General features: G+C 31.5%; 20 protein-coding genes and 1 other RNA gene. 8 read left to right on the plus strand and 13 right to left on the minus strand.

Going from position 1 to position 18,851, the window contains the following annotated elements; all coding sequences use genetic code 11:
* Positions 1 to 16: 16 nt before the first annotated feature.
* The 7 genes from ACVC5O_RS02310 (at position 17) to ACVC5O_RS02340 (ending at position 5,915) form a co-directional block, all read left to right on the plus strand.
* A complete protein-coding gene (locus ACVC5O_RS02310; protein ID WP_452219853.1) occupies positions 17 to 1,417 on the plus strand; it encodes a DUF4153 domain-containing protein in 1,401 nt (466 codons plus the stop codon).
* Positions 1,417 to 1,791 (plus strand): hypothetical protein, encoded by a 375-nt coding sequence (locus ACVC5O_RS02315; protein ID WP_452219854.1) that lies wholly within the window; start codon positions 1,417 to 1,419, stop codon positions 1,789 to 1,791. Before ACVC5O_RS02310 ends, ACVC5O_RS02315 begins: the two co-directional genes overlap by 1 nt.
* A gap of 3 nt (positions 1,792 to 1,794) precedes the next feature.
* The gene (locus ACVC5O_RS02320) at positions 1,795 to 2,301 is read left to right on the plus strand and encodes a hypothetical protein (protein ID WP_452219855.1); all 507 of its coding nucleotides are present in this window, start codon (positions 1,795 to 1,797) and stop codon (positions 2,299 to 2,301) included.
* Positions 2,288 to 2,941: a SanA/YdcF family protein gene (locus ACVC5O_RS02325; protein ID WP_452219856.1), complete on the plus strand. Its 654-nt coding sequence runs from the start codon at positions 2,288 to 2,290 to the stop codon at positions 2,939 to 2,941. The genes ACVC5O_RS02320 and ACVC5O_RS02325 overlap by 14 nt, the downstream gene beginning before the upstream one ends.
* On the plus strand, positions 2,938 to 3,321 hold the full coding sequence (locus ACVC5O_RS02330) for a ribosomal maturation YjgA family protein (RefSeq protein ID WP_452219857.1): 384 nt from the start codon (positions 2,938 to 2,940) through the stop codon (positions 3,319 to 3,321). Before ACVC5O_RS02325 ends, ACVC5O_RS02330 begins: the two co-directional genes overlap by 4 nt.
* Complete coding sequence (locus ACVC5O_RS02335; protein ID WP_452219858.1) at positions 3,308 to 3,976, plus strand: DUF1361 domain-containing protein; 669 nt, start codon at positions 3,308 to 3,310, stop codon at positions 3,974 to 3,976. Before ACVC5O_RS02330 ends, ACVC5O_RS02335 begins: the two co-directional genes overlap by 14 nt.
* A 61-nt stretch (positions 3,977 to 4,037) precedes the next feature.
* Positions 4,038 to 5,915 carry a TlpA family protein disulfide reductase gene (locus ACVC5O_RS02340; RefSeq protein ID WP_452219859.1) on the plus strand — a complete coding sequence of 626 codons (1,878 nt, stop codon included), beginning with the start codon at positions 4,038 to 4,040 and terminating at the stop codon, positions 5,913 to 5,915.
* A 62-nt stretch (positions 5,916 to 5,977) separates the two neighbouring features.
* Here ACVC5O_RS02340 and ACVC5O_RS02345 read toward each other — a convergent pair whose 3' ends face one another.
* From ACVC5O_RS02345 to ACVC5O_RS02355, 3 genes are all read right to left on the minus strand, one after another.
* Complete coding sequence (locus tag ACVC5O_RS02345) at positions 5,978 to 8,380, minus strand: Ig-like domain-containing protein (RefSeq protein WP_452219860.1); 2,403 nt, start codon at positions 8,378 to 8,380, stop codon at positions 5,978 to 5,980.
* A gap of 106 nt (positions 8,381 to 8,486) precedes the next feature.
* Entirely contained in the window at positions 8,487 to 9,695 is a 1,209-nt protein-coding gene (locus ACVC5O_RS02350) for an NAD(P)-dependent oxidoreductase (protein WP_452219861.1), read from the minus strand.
* Positions 9,696 to 9,764: 69 nt separating this feature from the next.
* Complete coding sequence (locus ACVC5O_RS02355; protein ID WP_452219894.1) at positions 9,765 to 9,977, minus strand: DUF2945 domain-containing protein; 213 nt, start codon at positions 9,975 to 9,977, stop codon at positions 9,765 to 9,767.
* 334 nt (positions 9,978 to 10,311) lie between these two features.
* On the opposite strand from ACVC5O_RS02355, the gene ssrA reads away from it, so the two are divergent.
* Positions 10,312 to 10,705: a transfer-messenger RNA gene (gene ssrA / locus ACVC5O_RS02360) on the plus strand.
* A 55-nt stretch (positions 10,706 to 10,760) separates the two neighbouring features.
* Here the strand turns inward: ssrA and ACVC5O_RS02365 are convergent.
* The 10 genes from ACVC5O_RS02365 to ACVC5O_RS02410 form a co-directional block, all read right to left on the minus strand.
* Complete coding sequence (locus tag ACVC5O_RS02365) at positions 10,761 to 11,690, minus strand: HipA domain-containing protein (RefSeq protein ID WP_452219862.1); 930 nt, start codon at positions 11,688 to 11,690, stop codon at positions 10,761 to 10,763.
* Complete coding sequence (locus ACVC5O_RS02370; protein ID WP_452219863.1) at positions 11,683 to 12,015, minus strand: HipA N-terminal domain-containing protein; 333 nt, start codon at positions 12,013 to 12,015, stop codon at positions 11,683 to 11,685. Before ACVC5O_RS02370 ends, ACVC5O_RS02365 begins: the two co-directional genes overlap by 8 nt.
* Positions 12,002 to 12,223 (minus strand): helix-turn-helix domain-containing protein, encoded by a 222-nt coding sequence (locus tag ACVC5O_RS02375; protein ID WP_452219864.1) that lies wholly within the window; start codon positions 12,221 to 12,223, stop codon positions 12,002 to 12,004. Before ACVC5O_RS02375 ends, ACVC5O_RS02370 begins: the two co-directional genes overlap by 14 nt.
* Positions 12,224 to 12,522: 299 nt before the next feature.
* Positions 12,523 to 13,461, minus strand: coding sequence for an L-histidine N(alpha)-methyltransferase (egtD, locus tag ACVC5O_RS02380; RefSeq protein ID WP_452219865.1), 939 nt, complete (start codon positions 13,459 to 13,461; stop codon positions 12,523 to 12,525).
* A gap of 10 nt (positions 13,462 to 13,471) precedes the next feature.
* Complete coding sequence (egtB, locus tag ACVC5O_RS02385; RefSeq protein ID WP_452219866.1) at positions 13,472 to 14,623, minus strand: ergothioneine biosynthesis protein EgtB; 1,152 nt, start codon at positions 14,621 to 14,623, stop codon at positions 13,472 to 13,474.
* 43 nt (positions 14,624 to 14,666) lie between these two features.
* The gene (locus ACVC5O_RS02390) at positions 14,667 to 14,948 is read right to left on the minus strand and encodes a DUF427 domain-containing protein (protein ID WP_452219867.1); all 282 of its coding nucleotides are present in this window, start codon (positions 14,946 to 14,948) and stop codon (positions 14,667 to 14,669) included.
* Positions 14,949 to 15,126: 178 nt separating this feature from the next.
* Complete coding sequence (locus ACVC5O_RS02395) at positions 15,127 to 15,966, minus strand: hypothetical protein (RefSeq protein ID WP_452219868.1); 840 nt, start codon at positions 15,964 to 15,966, stop codon at positions 15,127 to 15,129.
* Entirely contained in the window at positions 15,963 to 16,949 is a 987-nt protein-coding gene (locus tag ACVC5O_RS02400) for a hypothetical protein (RefSeq protein ID WP_452219869.1), read from the minus strand. Before ACVC5O_RS02400 ends, ACVC5O_RS02395 begins: the two co-directional genes overlap by 4 nt.
* Positions 16,950 to 16,985: 36 nt before the next feature.
* Complete coding sequence (locus tag ACVC5O_RS02405; RefSeq protein WP_452219870.1) at positions 16,986 to 17,600, minus strand: DUF2652 domain-containing protein; 615 nt, start codon at positions 17,598 to 17,600, stop codon at positions 16,986 to 16,988.
* Positions 17,601 to 17,622: 22 nt separating this feature from the next.
* Positions 17,623 to 18,816: a Pycsar system effector family protein gene (locus ACVC5O_RS02410; RefSeq protein WP_452219871.1), complete on the minus strand. Its 1,194-nt coding sequence runs from the start codon at positions 18,814 to 18,816 to the stop codon at positions 17,623 to 17,625.
* Between the last annotated feature and the right edge of the window lie 35 nt (positions 18,817 to 18,851).

Consider the following 18,851-nt stretch of genomic DNA (forward strand, 5'->3'; position numbering starts at 1 on the left):
CTTTTAAATAACTATTATGAAACAACTTACCATTATTATCTCGTCTATTTTATTTAGTACATTATTTTACCAACAAAACCTAGGTTTAAATCTTTCGGTTTTTAGTGTGTTTACAATCGTTGTATTAGCTATTAATAATACTAAAGCATTTAAAAACAAAACCACACTTCTTTATACTTCTATTTATTTTATAACTGCTGTTTTGGTGTTTTACCAACATACTTACTTATCTATTATTACAAATTGTATTGCCTTTTTTACTGTTATTGGTAAAATTACAGAATCTAAGTCTTCTCTATTTGTAAGTTGGTTAAATGGATTATTTTCTAGTATTGGTGGATGGTACCATCGTAATGTTGATTTTGATGACACCAAAGGGCAACCAAAACTAAAAAAAGATATTGATGTTTGGCATTGGACAAAACTTATTGGAATTCCAATAGTGTTTATTGTCGTTTTTATACTGCTTTATAAAAATGGAAATTCGGTTTTTAACGATTTAATCTCTCAAATTAGTTTCAGTTTTATCAACTTACAATGGATTCTATTTTCGATTTTAGGCTATTTCTTATTCAGTAATATTATAAATCCAATACAAGTAGAGACAACAACACAAGCCGATTTAAATACCGGAAATACACTTGTTAAAACGGAGAACGCTTCTGCGGAAGCGCTAAAAAAAGAAACACAATTAGGGACAACGTTAATGGTTTTTCTAAATATATTAATAGTGTTTTATGTGATCACAGATCTTATTGCATTAAACAGTAAAAACCTTTATACTGCTGCAGGTTTATCTAATAATGTGCATAATGGCATTAACGCTTTAATTGCGTCGATAGTGATTGCTATTGCCATAATACTGTACTTTTTTAGAGGAAATCTTAATTTTTATAAGGATAATAACACAATTAAAAATCTATCGTATGGTTGGATATTTCTAAATGCTATTTTGGTTATTCTTATCGCTATAAAAAACCATGAGTATGTTTCTGCTTTTGGATTTACGTATAAACGCATTGGTGTATATGTGTATTTATTGCTCACATTTATTGGTTTAGTAACCACGTTTTTAAAGGTGTATAGCATTAAAAACTTATTGTTTTTGTTTAGAGTAAATACTCAAATCGCATTTGTAATCCTATTGTTAGGTAGTACTATAAATTGGGATAATGAAATTACTAAATACAATATTAATTATGCTCAAAATTTAGATTTGGACTACTTGATAAACCTCTCTAACAACAATGCAGAATTACTAAACGCTTATAGCAAAACAAAAGTTTTAGACGCTACACAACATCGTAAAATTGATTATAAATACCAAGATTATGTACAACTAGTAACAAACAGAAATTGGCAAGAATACACCTTCGCAAACTATACGATTTCTAATATCCAAAAAGAGAATTACTAATGAACATTTCAGCAAACATAGGGAAGTCCATACTTTTAGCCTTTGTGGTGTTTTGGACTATAAATTTTACAGACGACATAGATTTTGATACAGATATGTTAGGATTGGCTATACTGTCAATAATTCCCATTGGGATCTGTGTTACAATAGTGATAGTTGCAACAATATGTCCTGTGTTTTGGATTTTTAGCAATAAAGACATGGATAGGAAAAAAGTATTTAAAAACTATTTTCCTTTTTATACAATAGTCGCTTTTAGCGTATGCGCTTTTGGGATTTACACTTTTAATTCGGAGGTGTTTATAATTAGTTTTTTAATAACCGCTTACATCACAACTGCTCAATCTTGGGTTTGGTTTGCAAAACAAAAATAGACTATGAAAGCATTAAGAAAACAACTTATAAACTGGCTATTTGAGGTGTCGAGCAAACTATATACTCAGCTATTTAAAAACCACGAGCCTTGGGGAATTTCTAAAAAAGAGCTCCTCTCCTACTCAAAAACCACATTTGGCTATCACTTAGGTGTGTTTTTAGAGACTAATAATTTTGAGCTTATTCCAAAAGTAGAACGACACGATTGCTACCACGTACTTACTGGTTATTGCACAAAAGTGGAAGACGAAATCGCACTACAATACCTCAGCCTAGGCAATGGCAAACGCAGTCCATATCTTTTTGGAGCAGTAATTTTAGGTACCATACTATTACCTGATTATTTGGGTTATTATATAAAATCCTATCACATAGGAAGGCAAGCTAATACGTTTCATAGCTTAGACTTTAAGCCACTTTTAAAGATAAATATGAAAGATTTTAAGCAAGCCATTTTCTCTAAAAAACAATTACAAACCATTAAAATATTACATTATGAGCACAATTAAAAAGAAGCTATTTAAATACACAAAACGGTTGTTTATTGTAGGTTTACTAATTACTAGCTTTATAATATTATGTAATATGCTTATTATTTTTAATGCTGAAGGAAAGACGTTTTCTAATATTGAAACTATTCCAGAAAATAAGGTAGGATTAGTTTTAGGTGCAAGTAAATTTACTAATGAAAACAGAATGAATTTATATTACAAATACCGTTTAGAAGCTGCTGAAGCGCTCTACAAAGCAGGAAAAATAGAATACCTATTAATAAGTGGCGACAATAGCCGAAAAGACTACGATGAGCCCTCCGACTTTAAAAACGATTTAATAGCTAAAGGCATCCCAAAACACAAAATATTTTTAGATTATGCTGGCTTTAGGACTTTAGACTCAGTAGTACGTGCAAACGCTATTTTTAGTGTTACAGAGTGTACCATTATTTCACAACAATTTCACAACGAACGAGCAGTATATCTTGCTCAAAAAAAAGGAATTAATGCCATTGCTTACAACGCAAAAGATATTAATGGTCGTTACGGTTTAAAAACAAATTTAAGAGAATACTTAGCCAAAACAAAAGCTGTAATAGATATTGTTTTTAGTGTACAGCCTAAATTTTTAGGTAAAAAAATAGACATCCAATGAAACTTACCTTTAAACCCTTCTATTTTATCTGTTTCTGCTTTCTTCTCGCAGTAGAAATAGCCATTGCTCTATTTTTAAAAGATGGTTTTATACGCTTTACTGTTGGCGATTACTTATCTGTAATGTTAGTCTATTGCTTTTTTAGAAGTGTTTCTAACTATAAACCAATACCTATTGCAATACTTACTTTAATCATTGCTTTTGGAATTGAATTTCTTCAGCTTTTTAATGTTTTAGACTGGCTACAATTAAGAGATAATTATGTAGTAGCAACTGTACTTGGCAGTCATTTTAGCATTCAAGATTTAATAGCCTATAGCTTAGGCACACTCACTATTCTAGTACTAGATTTAAAATTTATTAGCAATGAAAACAATTGAATATTTATTAACCAACAGGTTTAAAACCATAATCGCTTTAACTACAGTAATGCTATTTAGCATAGTATTACTTATGGTTAGAATAAAGCTCACACAATCCTACCATTTTCTTTTTTTAGTATGGAATTTATTTTTAGCTACTATCCCATTTGCGATAACGTGCTATTTACTCACATTAAAAAAAATGTCCATTTTTACATTTAGTATATGCTTTACAGTTTGGCTTCTGTTTTTACCAAATGCACCTTATATTATTACAGATTTGTTTCATTTAAGATTAAGCAATCCTAAATTTATCTGGTTGGATGTACTCGTAATCTCAACCTTTGCAATTAGTGGTTTACTGTTATTCTATTTTTCTATAATCGATTTTAAAACTATTATAAACAGGCAGTTTAAAAAGTTTTGGCAACCCTTATTTTATAGTCTATTTTTCTTATCTAGTTTTGGAATGTATTTAGGTCGGTTTTTACGTTATAATTCTTGGGAAATACTAAATCATCCTCAACTTATTATTTTAGATATTTGGACAATTCTAACACAACCTTCAACGCATAGTGAGGCTTGGCTATTTACAATTATTGTTGGTGCATTTTTAAGTCTTGGCTATTGGTTAATAGCCTCATTCTTAGAATTTAATGTAAAAAAATTATAAAAAATTAGCTTCGGAAGTGTGATTTATGTAAGTTTAGTATTCTAATCAAAAAAAGTTTACAATGAAAAAATCTGTAGTTCAGTTTTTATTACTTCTATTAATTGTCTCTTCGTGTAAAGAGGACAAAAAAGAAACCACTCCGTTTGAAATAGGTGACTTCACATTTTCTTCGGAATACATTACACAAAACCAGCCATTTACAATAACATATAATGGTACTGGAGATTTAGGCGACAGCCATTATTACCAAGTAAAACACGATGGTGTTTTGGCTTATGATTTAGATTTTAACGATAATAAAGCAACTATTACCATTCCAGACTCTATTGCTGCAGTTGCTTTTAATTTTAAAGTGAATGATAACTATGACGATAATGACAAAAAAGGGTATCTATTTGCTGCAAAAAACAGCAAAGACAATATAGTTAGTACTGCCGAAGCAGCCAAAGGCTTCTACCTTTTACAAACAGGACAAAATTATGGTTTAAAAGCTGATAATAAGGCAATATTAGCAACAATTGAACAAACCATTACTAACCATCCTGAATTAAAAGAAGATTTAGCATCAATGCACATTAATTTAGCAAGACAATTAGACCCTAAAAAAGGGAAAGCAGTTGCAGAGCAATACATTTCTGAGATCACCTCTAAAAAGGAATTGGGAGAAAAAGATTACTCTGCATTAGCAGGCTATTATTATACTACTAGAGACACTAAACGTGGAGACTCTATTGCTCAAATTGTGAAACAAAACTTTCCAAACAGTAAATACGCAAGCAGAGCAGTTATTAATGAGTTTTTTGATGCGAAATCTTTAAAAGAACAAGAAAATATTTTCAATAACAATAAAGAGGCGATACTAAAATCTGAAAGTGCAAAATTTGCATTTCGAGCATTAGCTATGGGACATCAAAATGCAGGAAATATGGATAAGTACAACCAGTACGTAGGTTATATTAAAGATAAATCGATAAAAGCCTCTCTATACAATTCTGTAGCTTGGCCTCTTGCCGAAAAAGGAGAAAATTTAGAAATGGCAAGCACTATCTCTAAACAATCTTTAGATTTAGTTGAAGACGAAAAAAACACATTAGAGAATAAACCGCTTTATTATACACCTAAACAATACAAAAAAAATCTAGAAAGCGCTTATAACATGTATGCAGATACTTATGCATTAATTCAATTTAAGCAAGGCAATATAAAAGAAGCAATCAAGTACCAAAGTAAAGCGATTGGAAAAGGAACAGACGCTGAATTGAACGCGCGTTATATTGAGTTTTTAATGGCAGATAAACAATATGAAACAGCAAAAGATAAAGCTGCACATTTTATTGAAGAAGGTCATAGTTCTGCAAAAATAAACGCGTTTTACATAGCTGCTCACAACGCATTAGGAACAAAAGGCGATGCCATTTTAGCCGATTTGCAAGCAAAAGCACAAGCTAAGGAATTTGAGGAACTTAAAAATTCAATGATTAGCGAAGAAGCTCCAGATTTTAATTTAAAAAATCTTGATGGTGAAAACGTAACCTTAGCCTCTTTAAAAGGAAAAACGGTAATATTAGATTTCTGGGCAACTTGGTGTGGACCTTGTAAAGCCTCTTTTCCTGGTATGCAACAAGCGGTTACTAAATACAAAGATAATAAGGATGTTGTGTTTTTATTTGTAGATACTTTTGAAGATGGAGCAAAAAGAGAAGAAAAAGTCGCTAAATTTATTAAAGATAACAACTACGATTTTCATGTATTAATAGATGAAAAAATAAAAGACAGTAACAAATACCAAGTGGCAAGTAACTTTGATATTACTGGCATACCAACTAAAATTATTATTGGTCCAAGTGGTAAAATAAACTTTAAAGCTGTTGGGTTTAGTGGCTCTAATGAAAAGCTAGTAAATGAAATTGATATGATGGTAGATTTGTTGAAGCCTTAAATTAACTCAATATTCAGTAAATAAAAAAGGCTTCCGTTTGGAAGCCTTTTTTATGTTTTAGATTAATTTACAGTAACAGTTACTGTAGCTGTTGCCGTTTCTCCAGAAGCAGAAGTAATGTAGTATTGAAACGTATCTACTCCAACAAAGTTGTTTGATGGTGTATATAATATTGTATCATCTGTTGGATCATTTGGCGTACCTCCATCATCAACAGTTACTAAACCACCTTCTGTAGTTGTACTTGATACAACATCTATCTGTCCATTATTTGGACCACTATCACCAAACGAATCAGCTCCAAAACCATTATCTGATAAAACATCAATAATATAATTTATACTATTTCCAGGTACATCAACTTGATCCTCTTGTGCTATAGGAGGAGCAACAGGGAAACTAGAAGCATCATTTGGATCTGTTCCATTTTGTGCTTCTACACAATCATCAAAACCATCATCATCACTATCTGCATCGTTTGGATCTGTTATGTTTCCGTTTGGATTACAATTAGAGTTTCCATCAATTCCTGTAGTTTCCTCACAATCTGTTAATCCATCTTGGTCGGAATCTACGTATTCTTCATAAAAATAAACTTCAGAAATAGCAGTTTGACCACTTACAGTATTGGTAGCCTTCACAAAAACTACAGTTGTTGTACCATCGTCTGTATATGGATTTGGCAATGGGTTTACATCTGCTAACGCATCTGCTTCGGTTAAGTAAAACGCATAGGTATTATTAATTAAACCAGAATATGCTTGAGCGATTAAATTGTCAAAATTAAAAGTTAAGTTTGGTAAACAGCCTTCTCCACCAAACTCAGAAGGATAAATTTGTACATCTAAATCATCTAAATAATCTGGGATTTGGTCACCATCACTATCCTCGTTCTTTGGGTTCCCATCGTTATCGTAATCTTCGTCTATTGTATTTACGCCATCATTATCATCGTCTTCATCTAAATAATCTGGTATGTCATCTTGGTCTGTATCGTCGTTTGTTAAATCATTATCTCCATTTAAATCTTCGTCTATATCAATTACGCCATCGCCATCAGAATCTGACAAATCTACACAAGACATTTGCGATCCTATATCTGTAGTTGGATCCATAAAATTACCTGTAAAAACTTCTGTAGTTTGACTATTATTTAAATCGATTACTTGTGCAGAAAACGCAGAGTTATTATCACAATAATCAATAATTAAATCTAACGCTCCATTGGTAATTGGTATAGTTTGCGTAGAGTCGTTATAAAATAGCTGCATATAGCCATTAGTAATTGCTTCTCCAGAACAATCGTTAAAAAAACCAAGCAAATAGGTTGTTTGCGCATTAGCATCTGGTACTGCAATTGTAATATTTTCGTCTGTAGAGAAAGGTCCAATTGTAGTTGTGTAATTATTATTATCGCAACCATAGTTTGGAACAGTAAGCGTTAACTCATCGTCCATTGGCACTAAACCACATTCTTGTCCGTTTACATCTGTATAGCCATACGTTCCTGTAGAGGCTAAAGCAGGTGAGTATAAATCTAATGCTGTATAAGGGAGTAAATTACCATCGGAATCGGTTAAGGTAATACAAACTGTTACAGCAGGATATTGAAAATCCCAATTCCAAAACGAAAAGTGGCTAACATTACCAACATACTTATTACCTTGTAGTGTTGCTGCTCCTTCTTCTTTCCAATAGCCATTATCATCATCAAAAGCCCAAAGTGGAATTGAATCTGGTGTTACATTTACACTTGTTGGTACTGGAGCAGATATTTGTGCTGTACTACCTTCTGCTAATTGTAATTTTCCACCAGAAGCATCAAGAAGCTCTACTGCTATCATTCCGTAAGTTTCTAAAACTCGTGGTTCTCCATTTGCATTTTCTGCAAATAACATTCCTGGCATTTGCAATTCCATAGCTTCATCGTCTGGAGTTAAGTGCTTTAACACTACTTTTACTGCTCCAGAATATGCAGTATTATTAGCATCTACAAAATCGCCATCGAAAATAACCTCTGTTCCGTTAGGTAAATTTACAGTGCTTTGTTCTCCACTATTAATTGTTGTTGTTGGCTCTAAACTCAACAACATTATGTTAACTTGATTTACAGTGTCTGACGATGGAATTAAAGCTCTAGATCCATCTATAAATCCTGCTTTTGTTGCTCTTATATAGGCGAAATTCTCAAAAACGGAAGCTTGCTCAATAGAGAATATACCATTACTATCTGTAATTGCTACCACTCCTCCAACGGTTACTGCGACTCCAGAAATTGGATTGTTGTTTTCGTTTACAATTTTACCTAAAAAACGTGCGTTTAGTTGGTTTCCGAAATTTTCAGAGAATGTAGATTCTGGTTCTTCTGTGGTTTGGTCTTCATTTAAAGGAATATTATTATCCTTTTCACAAGAAAAAAAACATACTAATAGAAAAATTGGTAATAGTTGTTTAACTAATTTCATAATGTTTGGTTTGGTTGCTATGAATATAACATTTTAAGTCTAAAAATTCCTACCAAATTATGAATTTTCACTTTAATGTCTTTTTATTTTATGTACTCATTTTTAATTATTCTTTTCCATCTACATAATCTTGCAGGTAAGAAAAGCGCTTAGTAAGTTTCCCTTCGCTTGTTGTTATCTGCGCACGTTTTAAAATTCCACGCTCATCGTTATTAAAAAATGCTGGTATTACGTGTTCTAAAAACATTTCTCCAAAACCTTCGCTTGCATCTTTTGGTAGTTCGCAAGGCAAATTATCTACAGCCATTACTGTTATTGCATTTTTGGCATCGAAAGCAACTTCTTTTTCGGTTTGTGCATTGTAGCCATAAAATGGGTCTGCAATGGTGGATGGTCTAATGGTAGTGGCTACTGGTCCATCGATATCGCAAGAGATATCTGCTACTAAATTTATACGAAAGTCTTTATGTTTAGCGTCTTCTCTTGTAAATAAATAAGGTGCATTGTTTCCATAAAAATGTCCTGCAATAAAAAAGTCTGTTTCTTTTGCATAAGGCATAAAATTACTTTCGTAACCTGTTGGGTCTTTATAAAACTCTTGTTTATTACCTACTTTACCATCTTTTCGTTTTGCATATTCCATAACGTCTGCCATAACATAAACAGGTTCTGAAAATTGTGAGGTAAGATATAAAGCGTCGCTAACTTCTTTAATTTTTAAATGGTCTAAAATTTCTTTTGCTCCTTGTGCAACTTTACCTGTTCCTGTAAGTAGTATTTTAATATTTGGTAGCGTTATTTTGTTTAATTCTGCTTTTACCTCGTTTAAATCTGCAAGGGTTTCTACTTTTGGAAGTGTGAATAGTCCATCTCTTAAACCTAAGGCTCTAAACCCATTGTAAGCGCCTACCAAACCAGCATAACGACCAAAACCAATTAAACGTGCTCCACTTTGTTTTACAATGGTTTCGTGATCGAACATTTCGATTTTTTTATCTAAAATGGCCTTTAATAGTTTGCGGTTATAAGGTTGTTTTTTTATGGTATGACTAAAGAAAAAATACTTTTTGTTTGGTATTAAAGCCTCTATTGGGACTTCCTTTACGCCAATCATTACATCGCAATCAGAAACATCTTTAGCGACTTCAAAGCCTTGTGCTTTATAGGCTTCGTCTTTAAATACGCGTATTGGAGAAGCTTCTACTTTAAAAGTAGCTTTTGGAAATTTAGATTTGGCCTCTGCTAATTTTAGTGGTGAAAATACAACACGTCTGTCTGGTGGATTTTTACGTTCTGTGATGATTGAGAATGTCATAGAAAAATAGAATTTTTATTTGTTTACGAAAATAAGTCGATTTTAATGCTTAAACAAAATTATAGACTATCAATCTGCGCGTTTAACTTCGCTTTCGCTTTTAAGCACAAAATCGCCATCGTCTTGCTTAATGTATAAGGCTTTGTTCCCTTCTTCGCCTTTACGAGTAATAGTGTTGCCTTTTATTGTTTTTGTAATTTCTTTGGTGTAGGTTTCTTGTACTTTACCTTTTGCGGTTCCGTTTCCCCATTTCCAGGTGACTGTTGTTCCTTTTTTAATCATAATTTTTTTCTTTTTATTAAATTTAAAATGAATTACTGACATTTTTTCTTAATTGTATTATAATTTTAGTTTGGAATGGCTTTTGAGTTACTATTTTTAGTAATTTCGCACTCCTTGTTATACTTATTGTTGTAATCTGGATTTGCGTTAAGGATAGAACGGCTTGTTTGAGCTCCTCGCAGAGAGCGAGTAGTGATAGCCTGACCGATTTTTGCCATTAAAAGCAAAAATGGGTAACGCCATAAAAATTACTTAGAGGGTATTGATGAGTTCCCAAAACAAGTTTGGGATTAATTCGATATCGTAAATTAAAATTTTACTATCTCATAAATTTGGGGTCGACTGGTTTTGACAGCGAGATTAATGGACTAGTAAGCACGTCGAGTAATGAAATTATACTCGTAAATACTTATTTCAACTTTTTAAACGGCGAGAATAACTACGCTTTAGCTGCCTAATCCGAATTATAGTAGGATTAAGCCTCGGCTCACAAGGTGAGCAAGCTTTATGTCTCCGGAAAGCCATGATTGACGGCGTTCCATTTGAGATATCGTAAATGTCAATATAGATTAGGTAGTGCTTTGTTGCCTTTTCGAGATGAAGAAGATAAGGTTTAAGTGGGTTGTTTCTAACCAGCTTAAACTCGAAAACCTAAGAAGAAAATAAACGTGTAGAAAGCTATTGTATTACTTGTTTGGACGAGAGTTCGATTCTCTCCGACTCCACAAAGCCTCATAATCAATAGATTATGAGGCTTTTTTTTACATAAATAGGTTTTTAGCTCTATTTTAAAATTTTAAATCTAAGCTCTACTATAGTTTTATAATTTACTTGCATACCGTCACTTAAAAATGATTTTTCTATTAAAGCTAGCGCATCCTTTTTCTGCTTTTTAAAACGTTTTAAAACACTATTGATTTGTTTTTTAGACAATCCTAATCCTGTACCGAAGTCAAGAAAATTTTGAAGTGTTATTTTTTTCTTCTTACCAGTAATTGTTAAAGCTAATTCTTCGGTATCTTCTGGATTAACAATTGTTGTGTTTAACAAATCGTAAGCTGGAGATAATGCCCAACCATAAGATGTTTTAATCATAGAAAAGTTTTTTAAATGCATATCGTTATTTGCAGTTAGGTAGTTAAAGAGCGTAAGTTCAAAAAAACGAAGTTTATCCAATAATGTATTATCTGCATGAGCGTCAATTGCTGTTCCTATGCGCTCCATTGAACCTCGGTATTTATCGAAAGCTTCTGTTACTTGAAACATATCAATCATATGTATTTTAGACCCATCCTCTGCTCTATCAATTCGTTTGGTGATATAAGACAATTCTCCTGAAGCTAATTTAATTAATGAATGAGGCACAACGCTAATATTAAATAGATTTGCCATTTTCATAGTTAAATGCTCATTTGCTGGCATTTCTGCATAATCTTTAGATGGTGGTTTAAAAATATAATTTCCTCCTAATGCACCAACTACTGTTAATCTACTATCGGCTTTATCATAGTTTAATACAGACATGGATAATTTTGGTTGTACTCCTGGAACTGACACACTTCTTTCAACAACTTGTTTTGCCAAATCATGCATATCATTTAAAGAGTATTCTATTTTAGGCGGTGTTTCTGTACCAAAAAAAGATAAGCTACATGCTGTATGAAAGTCGCTACCAGACTCTACTTCTTTATAACAATATAAACACTTACTCATCATTTTGATTTACAGCTTTAACACTTACTGCTCCAATACAGTTTTCACAACAAGCTAATAGTAAACCCATTCTGTCATTTCTATTAATTTTCCAGCTTTTTGATGCAATATCTAACAACCAACCTTCTGGTATTAAGCCTTCAAAAAAAGCAAACAAACGCTTCTCTTTATATTCTTGTTCTCTAACAGGCATAGTAAAGGTTATAAACTGTTCTGAATATTGATTCACATAATCAGCCTCATACTTAAAGGTGTAATATCCATCATTTGTCTCTGTTAAAAGACCACAAAATAAGGTATCGTAATATATTCTAGCTTGCCTCATTATTATCTAATTCTTTTAAACTCACAGGTACAAGTTTGTGACCAAACATTTTTAAAACTTGATTTACTTTACCCAAATTTAAATTTGTTTTGTTTTGCTCTATTTTTCGAATTACGGTAAGTGCTACTCCTGCTCTATCGGCAAACTCCTCTTGAGTTAAATCGACTTCTTTTCTACGTTCTTTTACAAATTCTGCTAATTCTTTCATTATATGTAATTAAATATAATTATATACAAATATAATGATTTATATGCTAAAACATATAATATGTGCAAAAATTAAAATTTTATACGCATTTACATATAAAACAAAGAAACCTTGTTTACAACAATGCTTAAAAAACTTGATAATCAAATATTACTGATTTAGAGACAATTAACCCAATATCCTCATTCAAAAAGTTCGAACTCTATCGCTTGGACTCCACTAAAAAAAACCTCTAAAGCGTTGCTGTTAGAGGGTTTTATTTTAGGCAGAATTAAAGCAACCTATAGTTGTTTTAAATTTTATTTTACAAATAAAGTATCTGTAAAATAATGCTTACAGTCTAAAAAATGCTTTTGTAACTTTAAACCACTTTGTTTGGCTAATGCTTCAATTTCTTGGAGGTCGTATTTTTTTGAAAGTTCTGTCCAAATTAATTCGTTATAATCGAAATCAAAACTTTTATTTAGTTTTTTTAAAACCACTGTTTGCTTTCTTAGGCTTACTAAATAGCTTTTTAATTGCCCTGAATTGGGATTATAATAACAATAAAAATCAAAATCATCGAGCTTAAAATCTGCATCAAACTCTTTGTTTATTCTTAGTAGCAAATTAATATTAAACCGCTTAGTTATTCCGTGAGGATCGTCGTAGGCTTTTTGGATGGTTCTTGGGTTTTTCTTTAAATCTACACCTAAGAGTAGTTTGTCGCCAGTTTTCATGCCTTCGCTAAACAGTTGTACTAATTTCACTGCCTTTTCTGGTAGATAATTGCCAATATTACTACCTAAAAAGAGTAATAGACTTGGGATATCTGTTTTAGTGTTTTCAGTATTTAAGATCTGAAAATAGTCGCCTACGCGAGGATGAATGGATAAATTAGGAAGTTTTTGTTTTAATTTAGATGTTAAATCATCCATAGCGCCTTGCGAGATATCGATGGGCACATAGTAAAAATCAACTTCTGCCTTTACTAAATATTCTAATAATTTAAAGGTTTTAAAACCATCTCCAGCACCAAGTTCTACAATATTAAAAGGTTGCTTAAAGTTTACAGCTTCTAGTATTTGTTTGGATTGAAGTGACAGTATTTCGAACTCACTGTTGGTTAAATAGTATTCAGGCATATTCATGATTTCCTGAAAGATTTTGCTTCCTGCATCATCATAAAAATATTTTGATGCTAAATGTTTATTTTTTGCAGAGAGTCCTTCTACAATGTCTTTTCCAAATTGATTCATTTAATTTTTTTTATTCTACTAATCTTATACCAGAAAACATCCATTGTAAACTAGCATGAAAGAAATTTCGATATGTTTTTCTGCTATGGTTTTTTGCTGTGGCTACAGATGCTCCACGAAGCACTTGAAGGTTTACCATAAACTTGCCATTGTATTCACCTAATGCACCTTCTGCTTTTTTAAAGTTTGGATAGGGTTGGTAAGCACTAGCTGTCCATTCCCAAACTTGTCCCCATTTAAATTTGTCTGCTGCAACTTCCCACTCAAATTCGGTAGGCAAACGCATACCTTTCCATTGTGCATAGGCAAATGCTTCGTAATAACTAATATGTGTTACTGGTAAATTTGGATCTATAGTTTCTAACCCATTTAGGTTATAATATTGCCAATTTTCGTCAATTTTATACCAATATAATGGCGTTGTAATCGTATTTTTATTTATAAAATCCCAACCTTCGGCATGCCATAAATTAAAATTAGTGTAACCACCAGCTTCTATAAACTCAATATATTCTGCATTTGTAACTAGTTTATTTGAAATTTTAAAGGGTTGAATATAGGTTTTATGAACTCCCAATTCGTTGTCGAAACAAAAACTGTTGTTTTGATGCCCAATGGTATAAACACCTTCTTCAACAGATAAAAATTCTTGTTTAATAGTTTCTTCTTTTAGCTGAAATGCCTTAGCATAAGAAGGGAATGTAGGTTGGTGTCCTAAAATGTATTTTATATCGTAGGCTAGTAATTCTTGATGTTGCTGCTCATGATTGATACCAATTTCTACTAAATTTAAAACATCTTGTTTGACATTTTTTTCTAATAATTGTGCAAGATGTTCCGTAACATATTTTCTATAATCGTAAACTTGTTTTACTGTTGGACGCGTCATTAACCCTCTGTTTGGTCTTAGCACACGATCTCCAGCATTATTGTAATAACTATTAAATAAATATGCGAAATCTGCATTATGAACCTTATAATTTTCGCTATGAGGCACCAAAATAAATTGCTCAAAAAACCAAGTAGAATGTGCAAGATGCCATTTTGGTGGCGAAACATCTATAATGGGTTGTACCGAATAATCTTCTATTTCTAAAGGGTTACAAATGTTTTCGGTTTGTTCACGAACTTCCTTAAAATGTGCTAAAAGTGAGGTGTTCAAAATACTGTTTTATATGTTTTAAATTAATTTTATTTATTATCTACTATTTAATAACCTCAACACCTCTCCAAAATGCAACATGATTTTTAATGCCTTTAGCTAACTCTGAAGGATCTTTATAAAACCAAGCTGCATTATTGTTTATTTTTCCACCAACTTCTATAGTATAATAAGATGCCTCACCTTTCCATGGACAATTAGAATGCAAATCGCTAGGTTTAAAAAATTCTTTTTTTATAGAATCGTGAGGGAAATAGTGGTTGTTTTCAATCACTACAGTAGTGTCACTTTCTGCAATAATTTGATGGTTCCAAATGGCTTTCATAAGTTATTGTTTTAATTGTTGTTGAACTGCGTTGTCTTCGCGTTTAGAACTATATTAACTTCTAAAAAAAATTAAGCTTATTGGTTAGCCTAAATACTTAGAAAAGATAATGGTTTTAATAATAAACTTCTAATATAAATTAAACCTTTTGGTTAATAAAAAAGTATAGCAGTTTATATTAATTCTCAATAAGCACAAAGTTTGGCTTGTATTTAATACGTTTAGAAGATATTTTATATAAACGCTCGTTTGGATTTTCTGGTGCAAATACAAGTTCGGTTTTTCCTTTTCTAGAAATAATATGTATAGTTTTAATTGTTTTTGCTTCCTCTTTTCCTATTCTACTATTGTTTTTGTAAAAGTCCATAGAATAGTTAGGTGACAATTTATAAGTTAGAGTATCTTTAAAAACACTTCCTAAATCTATTGGCTCGTAGATTGTATATCTGTTTTCTGAAGTTGAAATGTTTGCTTTTAAAAAGGTTAATTTTTCAGGAAAATCATTAGGTAAATAATGCAAAATTATGTCTTCGTTGTTTTTAGAGTTCGGAAAATGAATCCAATTATTTTTTGAGTTGAAGCGTCCTATATAAACATACTCTATTTGATCTAAAATAATTTTATCCTTGTAGTATTCGCTATTGTTTAAAAAGCCTTTATCTTCTTTTATATATTTATGCGAAAACGTAGTGAGGTATAAAACCAAATCCGAAATTTTATGTTTTAAAATATAGACTTCTTCTACTTTTTTTAAATCTTTAATTTCAGGATTATCAAAAAAATCTTCTGGACAATTACAAAATCTATAATTGTCAATTTCATTTGCTGTAATTTCGCAAATATTATAGACGTAAATGTCAAATTCTGAAATGCTATAAGAAAGGAGTTCTGGCTTAATTTCTAATTTACCCAAAGTATTTACATTGGTTATATAATCTTTAGACACTGTAGACAAACCAGATTTACCACAGGATAGGATTAATAGTACTATAACAATTAAAATGAAGGACTTTTTCATCGTGGCATATATAATTTATTATACTCATATCGTGCGCCAAACATAACTCTATAACCTCTGTAATAATCTGGATGATAAGGTACATTTGTTTTAAAATGTAAAAAATCTTGCAAGTCGATACTGTTTAAATTGTAAACAGATACGCTACCTCCAAAACCAGTATTTATATTAGAGGCATTTACTCTCCAACGCTGTTGGTTGTAAGAAAACTGGTTACTATCATTATAATTTAAATAATCTATCTGTAATTTATCTGCTACATCAAATGCATATTTTTGATATCCTGTATATTTATGGTAGCTCAACTCTATTAAATCTATTGGGTCTTTTATGTCGCCATGGTAACTAATTACTAATCCTCCTGTATAATACCTGTCTCTATTATCGCCTGGCCAACCTAAAACTGGTCCACCATCGTTATAATAAGAGATTTGTGCTCTACTTGCTATATTAAGATTAAAAAAGCCAACTCTTTGTGTTTCTTTCTTTTTTACTGTTATTAGATTGAGGCCAAAACTTATTGAGGATTTATATGGATTTTGAAGCGGATTTGCTGTAAATTCTGAAAAATGGTAAAAAGGCACACTCCTTTCTATGGGACTAAAGTCTTTTTTGTCTAATTGAGCAGTAGCAATAATATTTGAAAAAAAATGTATTTGAGGTGTGTACCATTTACAGCTTTGGTTTGCACCAATGCTTCCGATATTAAATAATAGGATTCCAGAATGTAGCGTAGGAAAAACACCAACATCGCCATTAATAGCATAACCAACACCACCTGTTATACTTAGTCTAAAACCAGGGCTAAAAATATTTTTCTTTTTTAAAGCAAAATTTGTCCCAAATCTATAGCCTAACTCTACACTTAACTTAGCCGAAACGCCATACTGTAACTCTGAAGATGTAAAAGAAATGTCGTTTTGAGTATGACCACACATAAAACCAAACAGCGTAATTAATAGTATTAAACACCTATGCTTCATGTATGTTTCCTGTTTATTAGTAATTATATATTTTTATTATTCCACTAATGGCTCTAAATTAATGTAGCTGTAAGACACTTCACCTATATGTTTATAAGAGGTGTCTTTTTCGTGTAAATTTCCCCAAGCAAAATGATGTTCGATCTCGTCTTCTTTATATTGATTTAAAATGTTTTCAGACAGCAAAATATACTCTTCAAAAGGTACTTTGTTTTTTAAAAGCCTATGTGCTAATATAACATCTTCACCCATTAACTTAATGTTTTTTCCAATAGGCACTGAGCTTACTTCATCTCCATAATGTAAAATGATTTTTAATCCCAATATATCTGGTATTGCATTCTCTTTAATTAAGTGTTTATGTTTTTGATGAAGCACTTCTAACTGCTTATAGAACTCTGTGTAAAACAACCTACACTGCTCTATTAAAGCTTTAAATGTTGGTAATTCTCCTGTTTTGTAAAACAAAATAGCATCGCCTTCAATTTCAGAAACTTTTAATCCAATTTTGTTGGTATAAATTACATTATTTAATAATGCTGGAATAACCTGAGCACTCAACTCAATATCTGTGGAGCTCATAAACTCTGTAAATCCACTTATATCTGGTATGCAAATTAATGTTGGCAACGAGTTGGTAGTATTGGACATCTGCTTTTTTTTTAAATTAAAATTATCTCATGCCTTGCAATCTAAATGCAATGGCAAATGCTAATACAGAGATTACGATACCAGCCATAAAAATGGTATAAGTAATACGTAAGATTTTATATTTTTTGTTTAATACTACTCCTAAAAAATATAAATCTTTACTAAGGCTACTATAGATATATTCTTTGTCTTCTAACATTTGGCCTAAAGCCCATTCAAATTCTTCGAGTTTCATTCTATGAAAATTCCCAAAAAACAGAAGGTTTACTTTTCTGTCTTTTACATCTTCTTTGGTAAATTCTCCTCGTGTTACATTTGGTCGAGTTGCTACAATAGATAATATAACGGAAGCCACACTAAAAATAACAAATATTGCTGTTGGATAGATTAAATAGTAATTAGAAGGATTATCTAACTTAGAGATTAAGTTAGATAGCACTAAAGATATTATAATCGCATTTACAGAAAGTAGAATATTGGCTTTAGTATCTGCAATATCACTTAGTTTTATATGGTTTCTTAATGCCACTCTAAATAACGTTTGCACACCTCGCTCAGAACTTTCGTTTTTATACTTGGCTTTGTAACGCGCTTTTAAATCTTCTTTATTCTCCTTAGCGCGTTGCTTTTGCTTAGACTCCATAAGCTTGGCGAGGTTTTTCTTTTTTCGTTTGCCCCATTTTTTCTTAGCGTAATCTGTATAATACTTATGTTTTTTGCCAAGCATTTTTACATTCTCTTTTCGCCATTCTTTAAGAGTATATACTTTTACGTGTTGTAACTCTAATTCAATGCGTAACAACTCGCTAACCTCTTCAAAATATTTTTTGCCAAAATGAGAAGAGTCTGCATCTTTAATAATTTCTTCTAATTTGTTTGTTGGCTCAACACCTAGTTTTGTTGCCATTATACAAGCATTAACTGCTTCTATTTTATCTTGATCAACACCTTGCTCTTTCAAAAAAGCTGTAGCAAGCTTTACACTCTCTAATTCGTGTCCTTTTCGAGTATTAATGTATCCAATATCATGTAATAATGATGCTAAGAGTAAAATTTCTGACTCATTTGCACTCACCTCTGAATTTTCAATAATTTCTTTTGTACTTTCACATACACGCTTAGTATGCTCATAATTGTGATAAGTAAATGTATTTGGTAAATTATCTGAAAATAAATCAATTACATATTTATCAGTAATTTCAATTATTGTAGACATATTCTTTTTAATTTTGATGAATAACAAAATACTAA

This window comes from Lacinutrix salivirga (assembly GCF_053604675.1).